Origin of the sequence: Brachybacterium sp. GCM10030252, from assembly GCF_042666535.1 — a bacterium.
GTDB lineage: Bacteria > Actinomycetota > Actinomycetes > Actinomycetales > Dermabacteraceae > Brachybacterium.
The window spans coordinates 86,494-105,902 of record NZ_JBHTDM010000009.1; the positions used below are offsets into that span (position 1 = coordinate 86,494).

Below are 19,409 nucleotides of genomic sequence, written 5' to 3' on the forward strand. Positions count from 1 at the left end.
GTCGGCTGGGCGCAGATCGAGGGCACTGACGACGAAGGGGCCGTATCTCTGACGATCTCGGTGTCCTGCCTCCGACGGTGACACACTGAGCACCGTCATCCCGCCATCCCCGGCGGACCGCGACCCGACGTCTCCCAGGACCACCACCATGCCTTCGCAGTCTCCTTTCCTCGCGCCCGGCGCGCCCGCACACCGCTCGGAGGTGACCTTCGCATGAGGACCGTCCCGACTCCCGACCATTCCGCCGAGGATCAGATGCAGGGATTCGCGGCCGACGATGCGACCGGTGACCGCGGCCCCGCGGAGAACGCCGGCCCCGCGGAGAACGTGGAACCGGCGGCGAACGCGGAAACAGCGGAGAACAACTCCGGTGAGCCGGCGCGGCGCACGCCGTCGTTGCCGTGGTCGGAGGAGGAACAGGCCGACGTCTGGTCCGGGAGCGCCTCGGACGGGGTCGGCCAGGACGACGCCGTGGAACACGGCGATGCGGAGGACGGCGACGTGCAGGTCGGCGACGCACAGGATGGCGACTCGCAGGTCGGCGACGCGCAGGATGGCGCGCAGGCGGCCCGCGAGCGCGTGGCTTCACCCGGCGTTCATCCGGTCGCGGCGCCCATCGCCCGTCGCGGCGTGCGCGTGCGTCGGCCCCCGCGGGCGAGCCACAACCCGCAGCCCTTCCGCCACCTCGTGCCGGGCGCGGGCGTCTCGGCGCCCGCGGACGACGGACCTGTGACGGGCGGAGACCTGACCCACGGGGTCGGCGAGCGCGCCGAGGAGGTCCCTGCCGGAGCCGACGAGACGGGCTTCGCCTCGGCCTCGCCGGGGGAGGACGCCTGGGTCCAGGGTCCGGTCGAGGGCATCGATGAACCGCAGTCAGAAGTCCTCGGAGCCGCGGAGGACGTCGACGGCCCGACCGAGCACGACCCGGCCGAGCCGATCGAGGATGAGCTGGCCGAGGATGCGCCGATCGAGCACGACCCGGCCGAGTCCGAGCCGATCGAGCGCGACCCGGCCGAGCCCGAGCCGATCGAGCACGACCCGGCCGAGGCCTTCGACATAGATCCCGGCACCGGCAGGCAGTGGACCGTCGTCGACGAGAGCGCCGGATCGGAACAGTCCGCGGACGCCGCAGACCCGGGGAGCACGCCGACAACCGTCCCGCCCCGCACACGCCCCGCGGACGCCGACGCCCGCGGCAAGGCGTATCCCGTGCCCGGCACGCTGGGGTCGCCCGGCGGTGAGCCGGTCACGACACCGACTGCGGAGCCGGTTGCGCAGGCGAGCGAGGAGAAGGGTCCGACCCCGCTGCAGCGCACGCTCGACCTGCTCAGCCCCCATCTGCGGGCGCATCGCCCCGGCTACATCACCGGCTCGATCGCCCTCCTGCTCAGCGTGTGGCTGCTGGTCGCGCTGCCGTTCCCGCTGAAGTACGCGGTCGATGCCGCGATCGCCACGACCGGCGCGGAGATCCCCGCCATCCGCGGCGTCGGGGGCGATCCCGCCGGCGCCCTGACGACCAGTGTCATCGTCCTCGCCGTGCTCCTGACCCTGCAGGTCCTCACCCGCTTCATCGGCATCGCGGCTCTGGGCCGCGTCGGCACACGGATGGCCACCGACCTGCGCAGCCGTCTGCTCAGTCACCTCCACCGGCTCACGCCCGAGCCCGGCACCTCCGGGGAGAGGAAGGCCGGCGCCGCACCGGCCGCAACCGCCTCATCCAGCGGCTCGGAGGCCGACGGAGAATCAGCCGTCGCGCTCATCGAGGACGTCGCCCGTCTGCGCGACCTGTTCTCCCACTCCGGGCCGCGTGTCGCCGCCGGCGTGCTGACCCTCGCCTCCCTCCTCATCGTCACGGTGATCATCGAGCCGCTCGCCGCCCTCGTGCTCCTGGTCACCGGGGTGCTCTACGCGGTACCCGCCGTGTTCGTGCTGCGCCGGGCCGGCGCCGCCGATCGCCGGGCCGCCACCGAGGAGCGCATGCTCGCCGACACCGCCGAGGAACTGGTCTCGGCCACCGGCACCATCCAGTCCTACGGGCTGGAGACCCGCTCCGAGCGCGGCCTGACCGAAGCCGGCAACCGCGCCGGTCGCGCCGTGACCGCGGCCCGTCGCTCCCAGTCGCTGCTGCAGCTGCTCGCCCAGATCGTCGCCGGGATCGGCGTGCTGGGCACGCTGCTCCTGGCAGGCGCCAGGGTCGCCGCAGGCTCCATGTCTCCCGGAGATCTCGTCCTCGTCCTCGCCTACGTGGCGATCACGATCCTGGTGCTGCGCGAGCTGCTCCCGCACACCGGTGTTCTCCGCGACGCGACCAGCGCGGGCGAGAACCTCTCCGCACTCCTGGAGCGCCGCGCCGGCATCGCCGAACCCCAGCGCACCCAGCCCGTCGGCCGTGTCCGGGGCGAGATCGTGTTCTCCGCGCTCGATGCGAAGGACGCAGAGGGCGGCCACCTGTTCGATACGGTCTCGCTGGTGGTGCCCGCCGGCCAGCACATAGCCCTGCTCGACGAGACCGGCCACGAGTCCTCGGCCCTGATCGCCTACCTCCAGCGCTTCGACCAGCCCGACACCGGACGAGTCCTGCTGGACCGCTTCGACACCCGCACCGTCGCGCTCGCCGACCTGCGCCGGCAGATCGCCGTCGTCCAGCGCGAACCGGTGCTGTTCACCGACACCGTGCGCGAGAACATCCGCATCGGCCGGCCCGACGCCACCGACGCCGACGTGCTCGAGGCCGCGCGGAAGGCCGGCGTCGACGAGTTCGTCGCGCAGCTGCCCGACGGGCTGGACACCGTGCTGTACCGGCGCGGGGACGTCCTCGCCGACGGTCAGCGCCGACGGGTCGCGATCGCCCGGGCGCTGGTGCGCGACGCCCCGGTCGTCGTGCTCGATGCCGCCGACGCGGACCTCTCCGGCCCGGAGCGCAGACCCGTGCTGCGGGCCCTGGCCACGCTCATCGAAGGCCGCACCGCGCTCGTCCGCAGCCGCGACCCCGAGACCATCGCGGAGATGGACCGCGTGCTGTGGCTGGACGCCGGAGACATCCGCGAGGACGGGGCGCCGTCGACCCTGGCCACCGATCCCGGCACCCGCCTGGCGACCTGGCTCAGCCGTCAGGACGACTCCGTGCGGTGACCGCAGCGCGGTGAGCGGCGACGAACCGTCGCAGGGCTCTCGACTGCGCTCAACCGGGCGGCAACCTCCCGGCCATCTCGGCGCGCCACACTGAGCGGACTGTCCGAGCCCTGGCGGGTTCGTCGGCCGAACCGGTGAGCTCCGGGGCAGCGCGAGAAAGCTGGTCCACGATGAAGATCTCCGTCATCGGTGTGGGGTACCTCGGGGCCGTCCACGCCGCCAGCATGGCCGAGCTCGGCCACGACGTGATCGGCCTGGACGTCGACGCCCGCCGCATCGACCTGCTCTCGGCCGGCGAGGCCCCGTTCCACGAACCGGGTTTCACCGAGATCCTCCGCCGCGGCCTCGATGCCGGGCGGCTGCGCTTCACCACCGACTACGCCGAACTGGCCGATGCGGAGGTCCACTTCCTGAGCCTGGGCACACCGCAGCGGGCCGACGGATTCGGCGCGGACCTCACTGCGCTGCAGGCCGCCGCCGGCTCCCTCGCCGAGGTGCTCCCGGCCCGGGCCGGCCGGCCGACGCTGGTGGTCGGCAAATCCACCGTGCCGGCCGGCACCGCCCGCGGTCTCGCCGACCGTCTCGAACGGCTCGAGGGCGTGCGGGTGATGTGGAACCCGGAGTTCCTCCGCGAGGGCTTCGCCGTCAAGGACACCCTGGATCCCGACCGCCTCGTCTACGGTGTGCGTGATCCGGACGGTGCTGACACCGAGATCGCCATGCTCGACGAGGTCTACGCCGGCATCCTCGAGCGCGACGTGGAGCGCCTGGTCATGGGCTTCGAGACCGCCGAGCTGGTCAAGGTCTCCGCCAACGCGTTCCTGGCCACGAAGATCTCCTTCATCAACGCGATCGCCGAATTGTGCGAGGCCACCGGCGCCGACGTCACCGACATCTCCCGCGCCCTGGGCATGGACGACCGCATCGGCAGCAAGTTCCTGCGCGCCGGCGTCGGCTTCGGCGGCGGCTGCCTGCCCAAGGACATCCGCGCCTTCATCGCCAGCGCCGAGGACCTCGGAGCCGGCCAGGCGCTCGGCTTCCTGCGCGAGGTCGACGCCGTCAACCAGCGCCGGCGGGTGCGCGTGGTCGAGCTGGCCCGCGAGATGCTCGGCCCGTTGCGCGGCCGCCGCATCACCGTTCTCGGCGCCGCCTTCAAGCCCGACAGCGACGACGTGCGCGACTCCCCGGCGCTCGAGGTGGCTTCCCGCCTCATGTCCGCTGGTGCTCACGTCACCGTCACCGACCCCGAGGCGCTGGCCAACGCCGCGCGCCGCTTCGAGGGCATGACCACCGTGGCCGACACCACCGAGGCGCTGCGAGGTGCGGAACTGGTGCTGCTGCTGACCGAGTGGCGCGAGTACCGGGAGCTCGACCCCGTCGCCACCGCGCAGCTGGTCGCGGCCCCGCGGATCGTCGATGGCCGGGGCGTGCTGAGCCCGCGTGACTGGCGTGAGGCGGGCTGGGAGTTCCGCGCCCTGGGCCGCCCCGACGCCCCGGCCGCGGACACGGCCTCCGCGCCGGAGCTCGCCCTGTCCTGACGCGCGGGCCCCGCCACCGCGCCGCCCGCTCCCTCCCGCGTCCAAGATTGGCCAGTGCCGTCGCACAATCACCCGAAAATGCGGCGTCACTGGCCAAAGTTCGGCGCCCGACCGCGGGCACGGGTGCTGCCGGGCGCGGGGCCGTGGTGCTCACCCCTCGGGGAGGGCGCCCGGCTGCTCGTGCTGGAGCCGCAGGGCCCGGCGCCGGGCGAGGACCGCGCCGGCCAGACCCATGGCCACGCCGAACAGCAGCCAGCCGCCCAGCCACGTGAGGTCCCCGGTGGGATCGACCCAGCCGCCGCCGATGGCGCCGCGGAACGCGTCCACGGCGTGGGTCATCGGCAGGTAGGGGTGGATGACCTGGAAGAACTCCGGCAGGGTGCCGGTGGGATAGGTGCCGCCCGCCCCGGAGATCTGCAGCGCCACCAGCACCAGGGCCACGAACTTCCCGACCGGCCCGAACATCGCCCCGAAGCCGTGGTTCAACGCCACGAACACCAGGCTGGTCAGCGCCGAGAGGCCGAACATCAGCGGCAGATCGTGCATCTGGATGCCCACGCCCCAGCGCAGCGCCCCGACGGCGATCGCGGACTGGATCAGCCCCAGCAGGAACGCCGGGACCAGACCACCGGCCAGCAGCCGCAGCGGCCCCACCCCGCGTGAGGCGGCGGCAGCGGAGAACGGCGGCATCATGAGGAAGATCGCCATCCCGCCGACCCACAGGCTGATCGCCAGGAACAGCGGAGCCAGGCCCTCGCCGAAACGGGAGAGCTCATGGGCGCGATCGAAGCGCATCTGGACCGGGTCCGAGGCGGTTCGGGCGAGGTCCTCGGACTCGTCCTCGCTGTAGGAGGGCACCTCGTCCTCGGAATCCTCGAGTCCGTCTCGCAGCTCGGCGGATCCGTCGGCGAGCTGCCCGGCCCCGTCGTCGAGCTGGGTGGCGCCGTCGGCCAGTTCGTCGGCGCCGTCGTCGACCTGGCGGGCACCGTCTGCGAGCTGACCGGCGCCGTCCTCGAGGTCGCCCGCCCCGTCGGCGAGCTGTTCGGCACCGTTGCGCGCGTCCGTGGCTCCGTCGGCCAGCTGATCCGCGCCGGTGACGAGTTCCCCGGAGCCGTCGGCGAGCTGTTCGGCGCCGGTGCGGGCGGTGCCGACGCCGTCGGTGTACTGCCCCACGCCGTCGGCCAGCTCATCGGCGCCGCTGGAGGCCGTCCCGGTGGCCTCGGCCAGCTGCTCGGCCCCCGAGGAGACGTCCTGGGCGCCGTTGTTCAGCCGCTGCACATCATCGGCGCCCTGCTGGAGGGTGTCGTAGGCCGCGGGGAGCGCTTCGGCTGCGGTGCGCGCCTGCTCGGAGAGGTCATCGGCGAGGTCACCGGCATCCTGTCCCTGCTCCGGATCGCTCACGGCGTCGGCGGCCTCGGTGGCGTCGGTGCGCAGGGTCGAGAGGTCGGTGCTGAGGGTGCTGGTGCTGTCGGCCAGGGGGCCGGTGTCCTCGGTGAGGGCCGAAGTGTCCTCGGCGAGGGTCGTGGTGGTGGCTGAGAGCTCGTCGAGGTAGGTGGTGATCCGGTCGGAGGCGCCGGTCATGCCCTCGGCCGTCTCGGCCACGCCGGTGGACTGCTCAGCGGCCGTGCCGGTGGCGTCGTCCGCGGCGGTCGCGTCCTCGCTGGCCCGGCCGGCGTCCTGACGGGTCTGCTTGGAGGTGTCGGAGACGGCCGAGAGCTCCTCGCAGAACGAGGCGTCGGCGCCGGATTCCTCGCAGCGCTGGGCGAGGTCGTCCACGGACTGCGTGTACTCCTGGACGCTGTCCGAGGAGGCGGCGGCGCTGTCGGCCGCGGCAGATGTGGCCGTCTGGGTGTCGGTGACCGCAGTGTCGAGCTCGGAGACGTCGCCGGCGATGCTCGAGGCGCCGTCCTGCAGCGTGCGGGCGTCGTCAGCGCGGTCCTCCGTGTCCGTGGCGAGCCCCTGCGCGGTCTCATCGAGGCTTCCCGCGGCGTCATCTACGTTGCTCGCGCTCTCGGAGATCGTGCCGGCGTCGGTGGCGGGCCGGTCGAGATCCTCGGCGATGCCGCTGACGGTGCCGGCGGCGGTCTCCAGGTCATCGACGGCCGTGACCAGGTCATCGCTGGTGCGCTGCACGCTCTCGGGCGTCACGCCGAGCTCCTCGGCGCGCTGCTGGGCGGCGGTGATCGTGTCGCTGAGCTCCTGCGTGCCGCCGGCGACCTGCCCGGCCCCATCGGAGAGGTCCGAGGCGCCGCTGGCGAGCTGGTCGGTGCCCTCGGCGAGGTCCTCGGCCCCGGTGCGCAGGGGAGCGCCCTGCTGATCGAGCGTGGTCAGGCCGCTGCTGAGGTCCTCGGCGCCCTCATGCAGCGTGGCGGTTCCGTCGCGCAGCTGAACCGCGCCGGCCGAGAGCTGATCCAGCCCCACCACCAGGTCGAGGCTGCCCTCGTGCAGGTTGGAGGCGCCGGTGGCGAGTTCGTCGGTCCCGCCGACCAGCTCGCCGGTGCCGTCGGTGAGCTCTGCGCTGCCGGAGACCAGGTCGCCGGTACCGTCATGGAGCTCGGAGGAGCCGTCGGCGAGTTCGCCGGCCCCGTCGGCCGCATCGACGATCCCGCCGTGGATGGTGGTGAAGCCGACGTAGATGTTGTCGAGGTAGTCCTCCAGCACGCTGGCGCGCAGCGAGTCGGTCAGGGCCGTGCCGACGGACTTCGAGAAGTTCCCGCCGACGTAGTTGATCGTGTCGTTGGTGGTCACCGTCAGCAGTGCCGGCGCCGCCTGCTCCGCGTCCCCGCCGAGCGAGGCGACGTTCGCGGAGAAGTCCTTCGGGATCTCGACGGTGGCACCGTAGGTACCGTCCTCCAGGCCGCGCTGCGCCTCGGCGGCGGAGACCTCCACGAAATCGAAGACGTTCTCCTCGTCCATGTCCACCAGGGTGTCGGTGAACTCGCGGCCGACGTCGACCTGCGTCTCCTCGCCGCTGGGAGTGGTCGCGGTGGCGCCTTCGTCCTCGTCGACCACGGCGGCGGTGATCTGGTCGAGGTTGTTGCTGGGGTCGTGGAAGGACCACGTCATGTTCCCGGAGTAGATCACCGGGACCAGGGCGAGGCCGACGACGAACAGCGCCGCGATCGGCTTCTTCCACTCAGCCGGCAGCAGCGCGGCCGCGCCACTGCCCGCGGCGGAGAGGCTGCGACCGACGGAGCCGGCGACAGAGCGGGCGGCGGCGAGGAGGGCATGGGCCACCGAGGAGAGGGCGGCCAGGAGAGCGCGGAGGATTCCCATCACGAACAGCACGATACATTCGTGTATCGAGCGTGTTACCGATCAGTAGTAAAGTGTGGTGAGAGGAACGGCATCAGGCCGGCAGCCGCACGACCCAGGGCTCGCGGGGGAGGGAGGCGGGATCCCACCGCTCGAGCACATCGGCGGCAGTGCGGCACCCGCTCAGGCCGAGGGACTCGCCGATCCGGCCGACGACGTCCGCGGCGCTCTCACCGCGTTCCAGCCGGTCGCGCAGCGTGACCGCACCGTCGCGCTTGGCCAGCCGCGCCCGGTCGGCGTTGACCGCCAGCGGGACGTGCGCGTACTCCGGCTCCGCACGCCCCAGCAGATGAGCGAGATACGCCTGGCGAGGCGCCGAGCTGAGCAGGTCGTCCGCCCTCGCCACCTGATCCACCCCTGCGGCCGCATCATCGACGACGACGGCGAGGTTGTAGGCCACCACCCCGTCGCCGCGGCGCAGCACCAGGTCATCCACGGCCGCGGTGACCTCACCCGCCCACAGGTCGCGCACCGTCCACTCGGCAACACCGGCACGCAGGCGCAGAGCAGGCTCGCGCCGCAGCTCCCGCATCCGGGCCCGGCCCGCCTCGCACTGGGCAGGGGTGAGGTCGCGGCAGGTGCCGGGGTAGGCGCCGGGCGGGGCATGCGGGGCGCTCGGTGCCTCGAGGATCTCTCGCCGGGTGCAGTAACACTCGAACACCAGGTCACGAGCGAGGAGCTGTGAGAGCGCCTCGTCGTAGGCCGCACCGCGCTCGGACTGGCGGACCACTTCGCCGTCCCAGTCCAGGCCGAGGGCCTCGAGGTCCTCCAGCTGACGCTGTTCGGAGCCCTCTCGCACCCGGTCGAGGTCCTCGACGCGCAGGTGGAAGGCGCGGCCGCTGCGGCGGGCCAGTACCCAGGCGAGGATCGCGGTGCGCAGATTGCCCAGGTGCAGGTCGCCGCTGGGGGAGGGGGCGTAGCGGCCGGCAGCGCGCGGGCTCGGGGGAGCGGGCATGGGCGTCAGTCTAGGAACCGTCGGGCTCGGCTGCCGGGTGGGAGGCGCGGATTCTCACTCCTGGGCGATCGCATCGAGCCAGCTGTAGCGCAGGCGGGTCGCTCGTTCGACGCTGGCCGTCGCAGCGGCGAGACCGAGCGCGACATTGCCCCACGTGGGCACGGCGACAGGCGAGGTGAACTGTCCGAACTTCTCGGTCACCGGTGGAATGCCGGTGAGCACTTCGAGGAGCTGGGGAACGGCGAGAGCCGTGCACGTGAGAAGGACGAGCAGCGAGAGGACTCCGATCGCCCGACTGCGAAGGGGGTGCTCCTTCTCCAGCCGCGCCCGTCGTCCTTCGGCCGAGCGCGTGTCCGGCAGCAGCTGGCGCTGGGGTCCGTGCTCGGGAACGTAGTGGCAGCGGCGCAGCCCGAAGGCCGAGGGGGTCACCTCGATGACCCCTCCCTCGACAGGGAAGGCGGCGGGAAAGGTGGAGGTGGCGATGTGTCGGTCGTCGAGGAAGAGGTGTGCTTTTCCCTTGCCGTCCTCGGTCGCGATCCGCTGCCAGTAGGGGACGTCCACGGCGTAGACCTGCTGAGTCTCCAGAGGGAGGTAGAACAGTGCGCGGGAGAGCTGGTGCCACCAGCGGAACGGCCGGAGGCGTCGACCGGTACCGGGTGTGATGCGCCGTGCGGACCGCTTGTGGCGTCGGCTCCGATCCATCTCACGTCTCGCTCGGGGGCTCGCTGACGGGTGCCTCGGCGGCGACCAGTGCCTCGAGCCGCTGCAGGGTTCGGAGCTGGGCGCCGTGGTAGAGCTCCACCAGGGCGTGCGCGAGGATCAGCCCGGCCGCCTCGGCCCCATGGGGAGAGCGCTCCAGGGCGTCGGTCAGCTCCGGGTGCTTCGTGCGCGTCCGCCGAGCCGCGGGAACCATGCGGCGGGCGAGATCCTCGATCTCCGCGTCCGTGGCCTCGGCGGGAAGACGATCGAACTCGAGATCGGTCGGCTCGGGTTCGAGGACGGCCTGGCGGAAGGACTCCAGCGTCGGACCGTCGAACACGGTGGTGTACACGGCGAGCAACCCACGCTGTGACTCCGAGAGACTCGATGCCACCGCGGCGAACCCGGCCGGGGTCTCGGCGGGAGCCTGATGGGACATCAGCTCTGCAAGGTCCTTGCGTGCCCCCTGCAGACGACGGATCCTCGCCTCGAGCTCGGCGTCCAGGCTGCGGATCTCCTCGAATGATGCGGCGGCGCCCGGAGCCGAGGCGGCGATCCTCGTCAGCGGGATCCCCAGTGCACTGAGCCGACGGATCCGCACCAGCTGCACCAGATGCGGGATGCCGTACTGCTTGTAGCCGTTCGAGGCCCGCTCGGGCTCCGGCAGCACGCCGATCCGGTGATAGTGCCTCACGGTGTTCAGCGTGGTGCCTGCGATCCGCGCCAACTGACTGGTGCTCCAGACCATGCGGACACTCCTTTCCGGTGCACCCATCATGGCGCAAGCAGACCGAAGACCACGGGCAGCAGGTATACGAGCGACAACGCCTCGTAGACGGCTCCGGCCACGAGCAGTGCCAGGGCGGCGAGGGCCAGCCAGGCCATGCGCCGCAGCCCGCCGAGGTAGCCCCGCCGGTGGCTCTGCTGGCCGACCGTCGCGGGGCGCAGCCATGCCCGGCCCAGGACATAGGCACCGAGCATCATCAGCACGTACGCCTGGAACTCGATGACCATGGTCGGCACATGCGGGATCAGGGAGATCCGCGTGGCCGTGTCCACCGGAGCGAGGGTCATCCCCGTGGTCACGGCGAAGTAGGCGAAGACGGCGATCCCGGAGAAGGGGATCACCAGCGACGGGACCACGATGGTCGCCACGATGATGCGGCCGATGTTGACGGCGAGGATGGTCAGGGCGAACAGCCACGGCGAGGACAGCAGCGAGGTCACGAGGTCCGCGTCCCCACTCGCCTGCAACCCGGTGCGCTGCGACGCGGTGACCTCAGGAAACAGCATCCCGATGGCCATCCCGAGCACCAGCAGGCCGTACGCCATGACGTTGAGCAGACGATAGGCACGGCGATGCTCTCGCATGAGCGAGAGCGGTTCATGTATCAGACGCACGGCGGGTGCTCCTCGGTGACCGGTGGGGGACCGACGGGATCGCCGGTCACCACGAGGGCACACCATGTCCTCGGTACATGGTCAAGCGCAGGCGTCAGGAGAGGTGTTCGCGCACCGGCTCGTCAGGCACCCGGCCGGACGAGGAGTACGTCGCCCGGGCGATCGCCGGGGACGGGGCGGTCCGGCGCAGCGGCGCGGAAGCCCAGGCGCGCGGCCAGGGCACGGGAGGCGGCGTTGCCTGCCGCCGTCACGGCCACCACCTCGCATTCACGAGCCCCGACCACGGGGTCATCGAGCACGGCGGCCATCGCCTCGGTGGCCACACCGCGACCGACCGCCTCGGGATCCAGCCGCCAGTAGGCGCTGAGCAGTGCGGAGTCACCGGAGGCGGAAGCTGCTTCGGTTGCGCGGTCGCGCTCGCCGTCGGCCTCGAGCGTGGCGAGCCCGACCACGCCGAGCAGGCCGGCAGGCAAACCGGTCCTCCCACGCGTGCGCACCGCGAAGTACCCGGATCCGTGCCGTTGCCAGTGCTCGATCCAGCGGGAGAGCACCCAGCGCATCTGGGCGCGCGCGGTCAGCGGCTCGGTGAGGTCGTCGACGAACGCGCGGGCATCGGCGTGGAGGGAGAACAGTTCCTCGAGATCGCCCTCGCTGACCGGTGACAGCCGCAATCGAGGCGTGGAGATCTCGGCTCCGTGCGCAGCAGATCCAGCGGACTCACGCCCATCGGACGTACGCGGAGCAGGCGCAGACCCAGCGGGGACAGACGCATCGGGGACAGACGCAGCGGGACCAGGCCCAGCGGGGGCAGACGCAGCGACGGCGCGACGATCACCGTCGGAGGACGGGATCGCCGCGCCGTGCACTGAACGTTCCGCTGCCCGCGTCGGGGAGCGACGCGTCAGGGGTGAGGACTCAGGAGTCGCCGCGGTGGGTGCCGCGCTTCTCGTCGTCCTGCGCCGCATCGCTCTCGGCCGGGTCCGAGTCGACCTTGACCTCCTTGGGCTCCACGTCGGAGGGACGATCCTCGCCCTTCAGGGCCTGGGCCACGTCACCGGCGTCGGCCGAGCCGACGGTGTCGGAGACGGTGGAGGAATCGGACTCGCTGGAGGCGGAGGCCGGGTAGTGGGCGCGAGCGAAGTCCGCCGGCGGGGCCCAGGGGTCCTCGACCGGACGGGTCTTCTGCCACACCACGTAGCCCGCGGCGGCACCGGCGGCAGCCAGGCCGAGGACGAGCAGCACCTTGCCGGCGCGGCCCTTCTTCTTCGCCGCCGGGGTGGGCGCCAGAGCGGCGGCCTTGATGTCGCCCTGCCCCTTGTCGATCTCCTTGCGAGCGGCCTCGACCGCGGCGCGCAGGACGGAGTTGGTCGTCTCGGCGGTCTTGCGGGCGCGGGGGAGGTAGTCCTCCTGCACGTCACGCTTGAACTTGTCGGCACGGGGGCCGAGGTTCTGCGAGAGCTCCGAGAACTTCTCGCTCTGCTGACGGAAGCGCTCTTCGACGCCGGGACCGTACTGGTCCACCAGCCCGCTCGCCCGGAGGCGAGCCTCGCGCGCGCCCTCGGACACCACCGGACCGACGTTGGCCGCGAGCTTCTGCAGCTCCTGGACGGCCTTGTCAGCGCTCCCGGCCGTCGCCCCGGCGGCAGCCGCCGTCTTCGCGGCCTGCTTCTTGGCCTTCTTGGTTTCCCGCTTGGTGGTCAGCGCCATGAGCTTCCCCTTTCGGTCGAATCCGCCGGGTCGGGCCGACGGTGGTCCCTGGGCCGCGGCACCCCTGAGGGGATGACTCGACCCGTGTGGCACAACTCTAACGCGAGCGAGTATGAACGCACCCAGACGACCGGTCAGGATCGAACCGGCCGACCGGTCGGCGCTGGCCCCGTCCGACGCTCTGCCGTCCCTCTGCTGTGCGATGGGGACGCAGGATTCCTGCAGCAGCGTCTGTGCGAGGATGACGCCATGTTCGCAACTCTGCACACCAACCACGGGGACATCCGTCTCGAGCTGTTCCCGGACCACGCACCCAAGACCGTCGACAACTTCGTCGGCCTCGCCGAGGGCACCCGCGAGTTCACCGACCCCGAGAGCGGCGAGAAGGTCACCCGTCCGTTCTACGACGGCGTCGTCTTCCACCGCATCATCTCCGGCTTCATGATCCAGGGCGGGGACCCGATCGGCACCGGCACCGGCGGTCCCGGCTACACCTTCGACGACGAGATCTCCGAGAAGAACTTCAACGAGCCCTACGTGCTGGCCATGGCCAACGCCGGCAAGCGCATGAACGCCATCACCGGCCAGCCCGCCGGCACCAACGGCTCGCAGTTCTTCATCACCCTCGGCCCCACCCCGCACCTGCAGGGCAAGCACACCGTCTTCGGCCAGGTGGCCGACGAGGACTCCAAGAAGGTCGTCGACGAGATCGGTGCCGCCAAGACCGATATGCGCGACCGTCCCCTCGAGGACATCGTCATCAACTCGGTGACCATCGAGAAGTGAGCCCCACGGCCTCGAACTTGACCTGGGCGCAGCCCCGAGGCCACCTCGGCCCGATCCCGGCCCGGTAACCGCGGGCCGGATCGTCGCCCGATGCAGCGGCACCTCCCGGAGCAGATCTCGCACGAGACGCTCCGTGAGGTGCCGCTGTCGTATGCAGCCGGGTCCGTCGGACCCCGCCACTAGTCTCGCGTCATGACGCAGCGACACCTCGCCGGTGCCCGGATCCTCGCGCAGGGCCTCGCCGGCCCGCGCCGCTTCGACAGCCCGACGGAGGCGGCCCATGCCTTCGGCGCCCATCAGGGACAGGACCTGCCCGGCGTGATGGCGTCGCTGGCGCTGCGCACCGGCGGCGAGCTCGAGCCGGTGCTCGCCGCCTTCGACCGCGCAGAGATCGTGCGCGGCTACCCGATGCGCGGAACCGTCTTCGCCGTCGCCGCGGACACCCTCGCCTGGCTCACCCAGCTGTGTGCGGCCGGCCCGCTGCGCGCCTCGATCGGTCGCCGAGCCCAGCTGGGCCTGGACGAGGAGCATTTCCGGCGGGCCGCGGACGCGCTCGTCGAACTCGTCGCCCCGGCCTCGCAGCGCGGCGTGGGACAGGGCGTGCTGCGCACGGACGTCATGGCCGCCTGGGAGGCGGCCGGCGTGGCGACCGACGGTGGCCGCGGCTATCACCTGCTCACCTACTTCCTGGCCTCCGGGCTGGTCGCTCTCGGCCCGTGGCGCGAGCAGGAGACCGCCGTGGTGCTGGCCTCCGCGTGGCTGCCACCGCGCTCGGACCTCGAGGCGGCTTTCGGGGGCGATGAGACCGCGGCGATCGCCGAGCTCGCCCGGCGGTACTTCACCAGTCACGGCCCGGCAGGGGAGCGGGACCTGGCCTGGTGGTCGAAGCTCCCGCTGGGAAGGATCCGGTCAGCGCTGCCCCAGATCACGGACCGGCTGGAGACGGGCTGGGCCGACGGGGACGGGCGGCTGCACACCACTGCGGCCGACGCCCGCTCCGGCGGCGGCGAACAGCTGTGGTGGCGACCGGGACTGGCCGAGGACTATGCGGTGCGGGAGAAGGAGACCATGCGGGAGATGCTGCTGCCGGGGTTCGACGAACTCGTCCTGGGCTACCGGGACCGCCTGTACCTGATGGACGAGAAGCGCCACCAAGCGCTCGTGCCCGGCAACAACGGCGTCTTCAAGCGTGCCGCGATCCGCCGTGGAGAGATGCGCGGGACCTGGACCCGGAAGGGCCCTGCCGGCCGACGGAAGCTCGACCTCACCGAGCTGCACCCGATCAGCGCCTCCCAGCGAGCCCGGTACGAGAAACTCTTCGCCGCCTTCCCCTACACCTCGCCCTGAGCCGAACCTCTTGGCAGCGCGCGGCTCCGGCCCAGGTCCCCGTGGTGGAATGGACGCCATGGAACGCCCCAGCTACGGCTACAGCGCCGAGGACAACCCTGACCCGCAGGGCCAGCCGGTCTGCCCCCGCCACCCCGACCGGGTGAGCTACGTGCGCTGCAAGCGCTGCGACCGTCCGGCCTGCCCGGACTGCCAGCGACCGACATCAGTGGGGGTGCTCTGCGTCGACTGCGAACGGGAGATCTCCCGGCAGCAGGCATCGGCCCGGCCGCGCAACGCGATGGGCGGGACCATCGGGGCTCGTCGGCCCTACGTCACCTACACCGTCATGGCCCTGTGCATCCTGGCCTACGTCGGCCAGACGGTCGCGGGCGATCTCGTCTACCAGCTGGGCGTCTTCGCCCCGTTCCGTGCCCTGGTCATGCCGTGGACCTTCCTCACCGGCGGCTTCCTGCACGGCGGCATCATGCACCTGGTGCTGAACATGTGGGCCCTGTGGGTGGTGGGCCAGTACCTCGAGCAGACCATGGGCCACGTGCGGTTCGCGGCGGTCTACTTCGTCTCGGTCCTCGCCGGCCACACGGCCGTCTACCTGCTCACCGACCCGCTCAGCCAGGCCTGGTACGGCGGCACGCTCGGGGCCAGCGGCGGCGTGTTCGGGCTGTTCGCCGCGATGTTCGTCGTCAACCGGCGGATGGGCGGGCAGACCGCCCAGATCGCGGTGCTGATCGTGCTGAACCTCGTCATCACCTTCACCGTTCCCAACATCTCCTGGCAGGGTCACCTGGGCGGGCTCATCATGGGCGGCCTGGTCACCGCCGGGATGTTCGCCCTGCGTCCCAAGGCGACACCGGGGGTGGACCGGCAGGCGCTCGCCCGGCGCTCGGCGATGGTCCACGTGGGGATCGTGGCGTGCGGGGTGCTGCTGTGCGTGGCGCTGGTCGCCGCCAAGACTGTCATGCTCCCCGCCTGACGCCTGACGCCTGACGCCTGACGCCTGACGCCTGACGCCTGACGCCTGACGCCTGACGCCTGACGCCTGACGCCTGACGCCTGACGCCTGACGCCTGACGCCTGACGCCTGACGCCTGACGCCTGACGCCTGACGCCTGACGCCTGACGCCTGACGCCTGACGCCTGACGCCTGACGCCTGACGCCTGACGCCTGACGCCTGACGCCTGACGCCTGACGCCTGACGCCTGACGCCTGACGCCTGACGCCTGACGCCTGACGCCTGACGCCTGACGCCTGACGCCTGACGCCTGACGCCTGACGCCTGACGCCTGACGCCTGACGCCTGACGCCTGACGCCTGACGCCTGACGCCTGACGCCTGACGCCTGACGCCTGACGCCTGACGCCTGACGCCTGACGCCTGACGCCTGACGCCTGACGCCTGACGCCTGACGCCTGACGCCTGACGCCTGACGCCTGACGCCTGACGCCTGACGCCTGACGCCTGACGCCTGACGCCGGCGCACTCGGGCTCGGCGCCGGCCCCCCGTGATCGGCCGGCACAGAGACCCCGCGGGCGAATCACATGGCTGTGACTATCCCCAGCTGTGGACGGGGATGTGGAGAAATGGCCAACGGCGGGGGACCGAGCCAGCATCACTGTGGAAAACTCGCCGTCCGTGGTGGACGCGCGGTGTGGACGGCCGGAGCGACGATCCTCCGTGCCTCCCGCAGCGCGCTGTGCCTGAACTGCTCTGGCCAGCGTCTTCGTCGCGCACGGGTCCGGTGCAACCGCATCCGGCCGTCGGGCCCCTGCTCGACTGATGATGCGCATGACCTGCGCGTTCGGTCCTCGGTCTTGCAGACGGCCACGAGCCGGCGGCTGGTGTGGACAACGCTCGTCCGCCATTCGCCTGGGGACACGCTGTACATGGGCTCGATGTGGCTCGTACCTGGTGAACTACACGTCTGTCATTCATCCACCGTTGTGGACAGTGATGTGGACAGCCGGGCTCAGCGGTCCGTGCACGAGCCGTCGGCCGCGGCAGCACGGAGCGCGATCGGGAGTTTTCCACGTGCTCGGCCCGTCAGGAAGAGCCGATGTGCGGGCTCAGGCAGAGAGGCGTTCGCAGCGACCGGCCGGCGCCACCGGGCCACGCCGGTCGCGGACGGTCAGTGCAGTGCGCCGCCGCTGACTCGTACATCCGACGGGGAGCCCAGTGCGACCTCCGTGAGACGCGCCAGGCCGGCAGCGGCCATTCCGACGTCGACCGCGTCGGTCGACGGCACGTGGACGAACCCGCCGCGGATCGCGCCGGCGGCCCCGGTCCCGGTGGCCACCAGGTGCTGCAACCGATAGAAGACGTCGTTGCACACGTAGGTGCCCGCCGTCTGCGACACCGAGGCCGGGATGGCTTCGGCGGACAGTGCTGCGACCATCGCCTTGATCGGAAGATCGGTGAAGTATGCGACCGGGCCGCCAGTGATCACCGGCTCGTCGATCGGTGCGGCTCCGGCGTTGTCGGGGATGCGGGCGTCGCGGATGTTGATCGCCACCCGCTCCGGCGTGATCGCGGTGCGCCCGGCGGCCACGCCTGTCGCGATCACGAGCCCTGGACGGTGTTCGCGCACAGCCGTCTCGAGCAGGTCCCCGGCGCGACCGAACTCGACGGGCAGCTCGACGTCCTGGACCGCGACCCCGCGGTCACGCAGCATGGGCGCCGCCCGCCGCACCGCCTCCCACGAGGGGTTCTCGAGCTCGCCGCCGAAGGGCGCGAAGCCGGTCAGGAGCACGTCGATGGTCATCGTCGGAGCCTATCGCCGGCACCGGGACGGCCCGCTGCGCGAGCGGTCACACGGACACCCGCGAGACGTGATGCAGATCACATGAGCCTTAGGGGCTCAACTTTGGAATACGGCGCGGGGCCCAGGTGTTGTGCGGGGTGAGAGCGCCAGGGACGGCGCGCTCCGCAGGTTCTTCGATGTACGACCGAGACACTCCAGGAGGTTCATCATGGCTCGCACGTTCTCTCCGTTCCAGGAAGTCGATCGACTCTTCACCGATCTCACCCGTACCCCCGCCTCCGTCGGCATGCCGATGGATCTCTACCGTGACGGTGACAGCTTCACGGCGGAGATCGACCTGCCGGGCGTGGACCCCTCCAGCATCGACGTGGACGTCGACGACCGCACCCTGACCGTCCGCGCCGAGCGCTCGGGCTCGACCCCGCAGAGCGAGCGCACGTGGCTGACCCGTGAGCGTCCCAGCGGCACCTTCGCCCGACAGATGACGCTGGGCAGCCGGGTCGCTCTGGATCGCATCCAGGCCGACTACGCCGACGGCGTGCTGCGCCTGACGATCCCGATGGCCGAGGAGGCCAAGCCGCGCAAGATTGCGGTGGGCCACAGCGACCGTTCGCAGGAGATCACCTCGAGCGAGAGCGGCTCGGGCCAGGACTCGAACCAGGCCCAGACCCTCGAGGGGTCGACGTCGGACCAGAAGGCGGAGCCCGTCGGCGTGTGACCGGACCGGCCGGGACCCGGGTGCGTTCAGCAGGCTGACCCTGCCGGGTCGCCGGCAGGGTCACCGCAACGCCCCGCCCGAGGACCCGACCAGCAGCAGCCCAGGCCGGGGTCGGTCGCCGCAGCCAGTCAGCTGGCGCGACGACCGGCCCCGGCCTCCTCATGCCTGATCCCGGCGCGGTCCCCGCTGACCCCGACGCCCTCCCCGCCGGGCCCGACCCCTCTCCGCCGGTCCCGACGCCCTCTCAGCACGGCTCGCGCGTCTGCCACGGCGGCCTCGCGAGCGTGGTCGTGGAACGGGCATCCGGACGGGCTGCGGGATGCGGCCGGTGTGCCTAAGGTGGGGCGATGGAGACGCGCCCCGGCCTCGACGTGCTGTACCCGCCCCTCGGCCTGAGCATCCGTGCGGGTGACCTCACCCTGTGCCCGCTCGCCGATGCCGATCTGCCGGAGTACGCGGAGCTGATCCGTCGGCCGATCTTCGAGGATCCCGAGGTGCCCTACGCGTTCCCCTGGTACCGCGCCGAACCGGATGTGCGCGTGCGCGAGGCGGTGAAGTTCCAGTGGCGGATGCGCTCGAACGTCTCGCCCGAGTCGTGGGCCCTGAACTTCGGGATCTGGGCCGCCGGGCGCCTGATCGGATGCCAGGACGTCTCCGCCCAGCGCTTCGCCGACCGACGCACGGTCGGGACGGGCTCCTGGCTGACCCTGGACGTCCACGGCAACGGCTACGGGAAGCTCATGCGCCAGGCGATGCTCGTCCTCGCCTTCGATCACCTCGGAGCGCAGCGGGCCGAGTCCTCGGCGGGCATGGGCAACGACGCGTCCTTCGGCGTCTCCCGGGCCTGCGGGTACGTCGACAACGGGACGCACGTGTCCACCGACGGGGATCCGATCGTTCTCGAGCAGCGCTTCCTGGTCACGCCGGAGACGTTCCGGCGCCCGGAGGTGCCGGTCGAGGTGGAGGGGTTCACCGGCGAGCTGCGAGCGATGCTGGGAGCCTGAGCCGGATACTCGTCCGGCCCCCTGCTCCCGGGCTCGCGCTGCCGCGC

15 protein-coding genes are annotated in these 19,409 nt (G+C 71.7%); 7 read left to right on the forward strand and 8 right to left on the reverse strand.

Annotated elements, in window-relative coordinates; genetic code table 11:
• Positions 1-213 precede the first annotated feature (213 nt).
• Both ACFQRJ_RS09055 and ACFQRJ_RS09060 read left to right on the forward strand, forming a co-directional pair.
• Positions 214-3,132, forward strand: a complete 2,919-nt coding sequence (locus tag ACFQRJ_RS09055) for an ABC transporter transmembrane domain-containing protein (RefSeq protein WP_377018685.1) — start codon at positions 214-216, stop codon at positions 3,130-3,132.
• Positions 3,133-3,302: 170 nt separating this feature from the next.
• On the forward strand, positions 3,303-4,670 hold the full coding sequence (locus tag ACFQRJ_RS09060; protein ID WP_377018686.1) for a UDP-glucose dehydrogenase family protein: 1,368 nt from the start codon (positions 3,303-3,305) through the stop codon (positions 4,668-4,670).
• Between the two features lie 150 nt (positions 4,671-4,820).
• Here ACFQRJ_RS09060 and ACFQRJ_RS09065 read toward each other — a convergent pair whose 3' ends face one another.
• From ACFQRJ_RS09065 to ACFQRJ_RS09095, 7 genes are all read right to left on the reverse strand, one after another.
• Positions 4,821-7,946, reverse strand: a complete 3,126-nt coding sequence (locus ACFQRJ_RS09065) for a YhgE/Pip family protein (protein WP_377018687.1) — start codon at positions 7,944-7,946, stop codon at positions 4,821-4,823.
• 73 nt (positions 7,947-8,019) lie between these two features.
• Positions 8,020-8,940, reverse strand: a complete 921-nt coding sequence (gene gluQRS, locus ACFQRJ_RS09070) for a tRNA glutamyl-Q(34) synthetase GluQRS (protein WP_377018688.1) — start codon at positions 8,938-8,940, stop codon at positions 8,020-8,022.
• 54 nt (positions 8,941-8,994) lie between these two features.
• The gene (locus ACFQRJ_RS09075) at positions 8,995-9,642 is read right to left on the reverse strand and encodes a hypothetical protein (RefSeq protein ID WP_377018689.1); all 648 of its coding nucleotides are present in this window, start codon (positions 9,640-9,642) and stop codon (positions 8,995-8,997) included.
• Position 9,643: 1 nt separating this feature from the next.
• Positions 9,644-10,387: a MerR family transcriptional regulator gene (locus ACFQRJ_RS09080; RefSeq protein WP_377018690.1), complete on the reverse strand. Its 744-nt coding sequence runs from the start codon at positions 10,385-10,387 to the stop codon at positions 9,644-9,646.
• Between the two features lie 26 nt (positions 10,388-10,413).
• Positions 10,414-11,040: a hypothetical protein gene (locus ACFQRJ_RS09085; RefSeq protein WP_377018691.1), complete on the reverse strand. Its 627-nt coding sequence runs from the start codon at positions 11,038-11,040 to the stop codon at positions 10,414-10,416.
• Between the two features lie 122 nt (positions 11,041-11,162).
• Entirely contained in the window at positions 11,163-11,711 is a 549-nt protein-coding gene (locus ACFQRJ_RS09090) for a GNAT family N-acetyltransferase (RefSeq protein ID WP_377018692.1), read from the reverse strand.
• 244 nt (positions 11,712-11,955) lie between these two features.
• Positions 11,956-12,747 (reverse strand): hypothetical protein, encoded by a 792-nt coding sequence (locus tag ACFQRJ_RS09095; protein WP_377018693.1) that lies wholly within the window; start codon positions 12,745-12,747, stop codon positions 11,956-11,958.
• A gap of 249 nt (positions 12,748-12,996) precedes the next feature.
• On the opposite strand from ACFQRJ_RS09095, the gene ACFQRJ_RS09100 reads away from it, so the two are divergent.
• The 3 genes from ACFQRJ_RS09100 to ACFQRJ_RS09110 all read left to right on the forward strand — a co-directional run bounded on the left by ACFQRJ_RS09100 (position 12,997) and on the right by ACFQRJ_RS09110 (position 15,853).
• The gene (locus tag ACFQRJ_RS09100; RefSeq protein WP_377018694.1) at positions 12,997-13,533 is read left to right on the forward strand and encodes a peptidylprolyl isomerase; all 537 of its coding nucleotides are present in this window, start codon (positions 12,997-12,999) and stop codon (positions 13,531-13,533) included.
• Positions 13,534-13,725: 192 nt separating this feature from the next.
• The gene (locus ACFQRJ_RS09105; protein ID WP_377018696.1) at positions 13,726-14,880 is read left to right on the forward strand and encodes a DNA glycosylase AlkZ-like family protein; all 1,155 of its coding nucleotides are present in this window, start codon (positions 13,726-13,728) and stop codon (positions 14,878-14,880) included.
• 58 nt (positions 14,881-14,938) lie between these two features.
• Positions 14,939-15,853 carry a rhomboid family intramembrane serine protease gene (locus ACFQRJ_RS09110; protein WP_377018697.1) on the forward strand — a complete coding sequence of 305 codons (915 nt, stop codon included), beginning with the start codon at positions 14,939-14,941 and terminating at the stop codon, positions 15,851-15,853.
• Between the two features lie 1,154 nt (positions 15,854-17,007).
• Here ACFQRJ_RS09110 and pcp read toward each other — a convergent pair.
• Positions 17,008-17,640, reverse strand: a complete 633-nt coding sequence (pcp, locus tag ACFQRJ_RS09115; RefSeq protein ID WP_377018698.1) for a pyroglutamyl-peptidase I — start codon at positions 17,638-17,640, stop codon at positions 17,008-17,010.
• A 208-nt stretch (positions 17,641-17,848) separates the two neighbouring features.
• Between pcp and ACFQRJ_RS09120 the strand changes: the two genes are divergently transcribed.
• Both ACFQRJ_RS09120 and ACFQRJ_RS09125 read left to right on the forward strand, forming a co-directional pair.
• The gene (locus ACFQRJ_RS09120) at positions 17,849-18,358 is read left to right on the forward strand and encodes an Hsp20/alpha crystallin family protein (protein WP_377018699.1); all 510 of its coding nucleotides are present in this window, start codon (positions 17,849-17,851) and stop codon (positions 18,356-18,358) included.
• Between the two features lie 347 nt (positions 18,359-18,705).
• On the forward strand, positions 18,706-19,362 hold the full coding sequence (locus ACFQRJ_RS09125; RefSeq protein WP_377018701.1) for a GNAT family N-acetyltransferase: 657 nt from the start codon (positions 18,706-18,708) through the stop codon (positions 19,360-19,362).
• The last annotated feature ends 47 nt before the right edge of the window (positions 19,363-19,409 follow it).

What these genes read in the sequence shown, in the direction of transcription:
- ACFQRJ_RS09095 (WP_377018693.1), bottom strand. Translation starts at nt 12,747, where the DNA reads ATGGCGCTGACCACCAAGCGGGAAACCAAGAAGGCCAAGAAGCAGGCC.
- ACFQRJ_RS09065 (WP_377018687.1), bottom strand. Translation starts at nt 7,946, where the DNA reads ATGGGAATCCTCCGCGCTCTCCTGGCCGCCCTCTCCTCGGTGGCCCAT.
- ACFQRJ_RS09100 (WP_377018694.1), top strand. Translation starts at nt 12,997, where the DNA reads ATGTTCGCAACTCTGCACACCAACCACGGGGACATCCGTCTCGAGCTG.
- ACFQRJ_RS09055 (WP_377018685.1), top strand. Translation starts at nt 214, where the DNA reads ATGAGGACCGTCCCGACTCCCGACCATTCCGCCGAGGATCAGATGCAG.
- ACFQRJ_RS09075 (WP_377018689.1), bottom strand. Translation starts at nt 9,642, where the DNA reads ATGGATCGGAGCCGACGCCACAAGCGGTCCGCACGGCGCATCACACCC.
- gluQRS (WP_377018688.1), bottom strand. Translation starts at nt 8,940, where the DNA reads ATGCCCGCTCCCCCGAGCCCGCGCGCTGCCGGCCGCTACGCCCCCTCC.
- pcp (WP_377018698.1), bottom strand. Translation starts at nt 17,640, where the DNA reads ATGACCATCGACGTGCTCCTGACCGGCTTCGCGCCCTTCGGCGGCGAG.
- ACFQRJ_RS09105 (WP_377018696.1), top strand. Translation starts at nt 13,726, where the DNA reads ATGACGCAGCGACACCTCGCCGGTGCCCGGATCCTCGCGCAGGGCCTC.
- ACFQRJ_RS09060 (WP_377018686.1), top strand. Translation starts at nt 3,303, where the DNA reads ATGAAGATCTCCGTCATCGGTGTGGGGTACCTCGGGGCCGTCCACGCC.
- ACFQRJ_RS09080 (WP_377018690.1), bottom strand. Translation starts at nt 10,387, where the DNA reads ATGGTCTGGAGCACCAGTCAGTTGGCGCGGATCGCAGGCACCACGCTG.
- ACFQRJ_RS09125 (WP_377018701.1), top strand. Translation starts at nt 18,706, where the DNA reads ATGGAGACGCGCCCCGGCCTCGACGTGCTGTACCCGCCCCTCGGCCTG.
- ACFQRJ_RS09110 (WP_377018697.1), top strand. Translation starts at nt 14,939, where the DNA reads ATGGAACGCCCCAGCTACGGCTACAGCGCCGAGGACAACCCTGACCCG.
- ACFQRJ_RS09120 (WP_377018699.1), top strand. Translation starts at nt 17,849, where the DNA reads ATGGCTCGCACGTTCTCTCCGTTCCAGGAAGTCGATCGACTCTTCACC.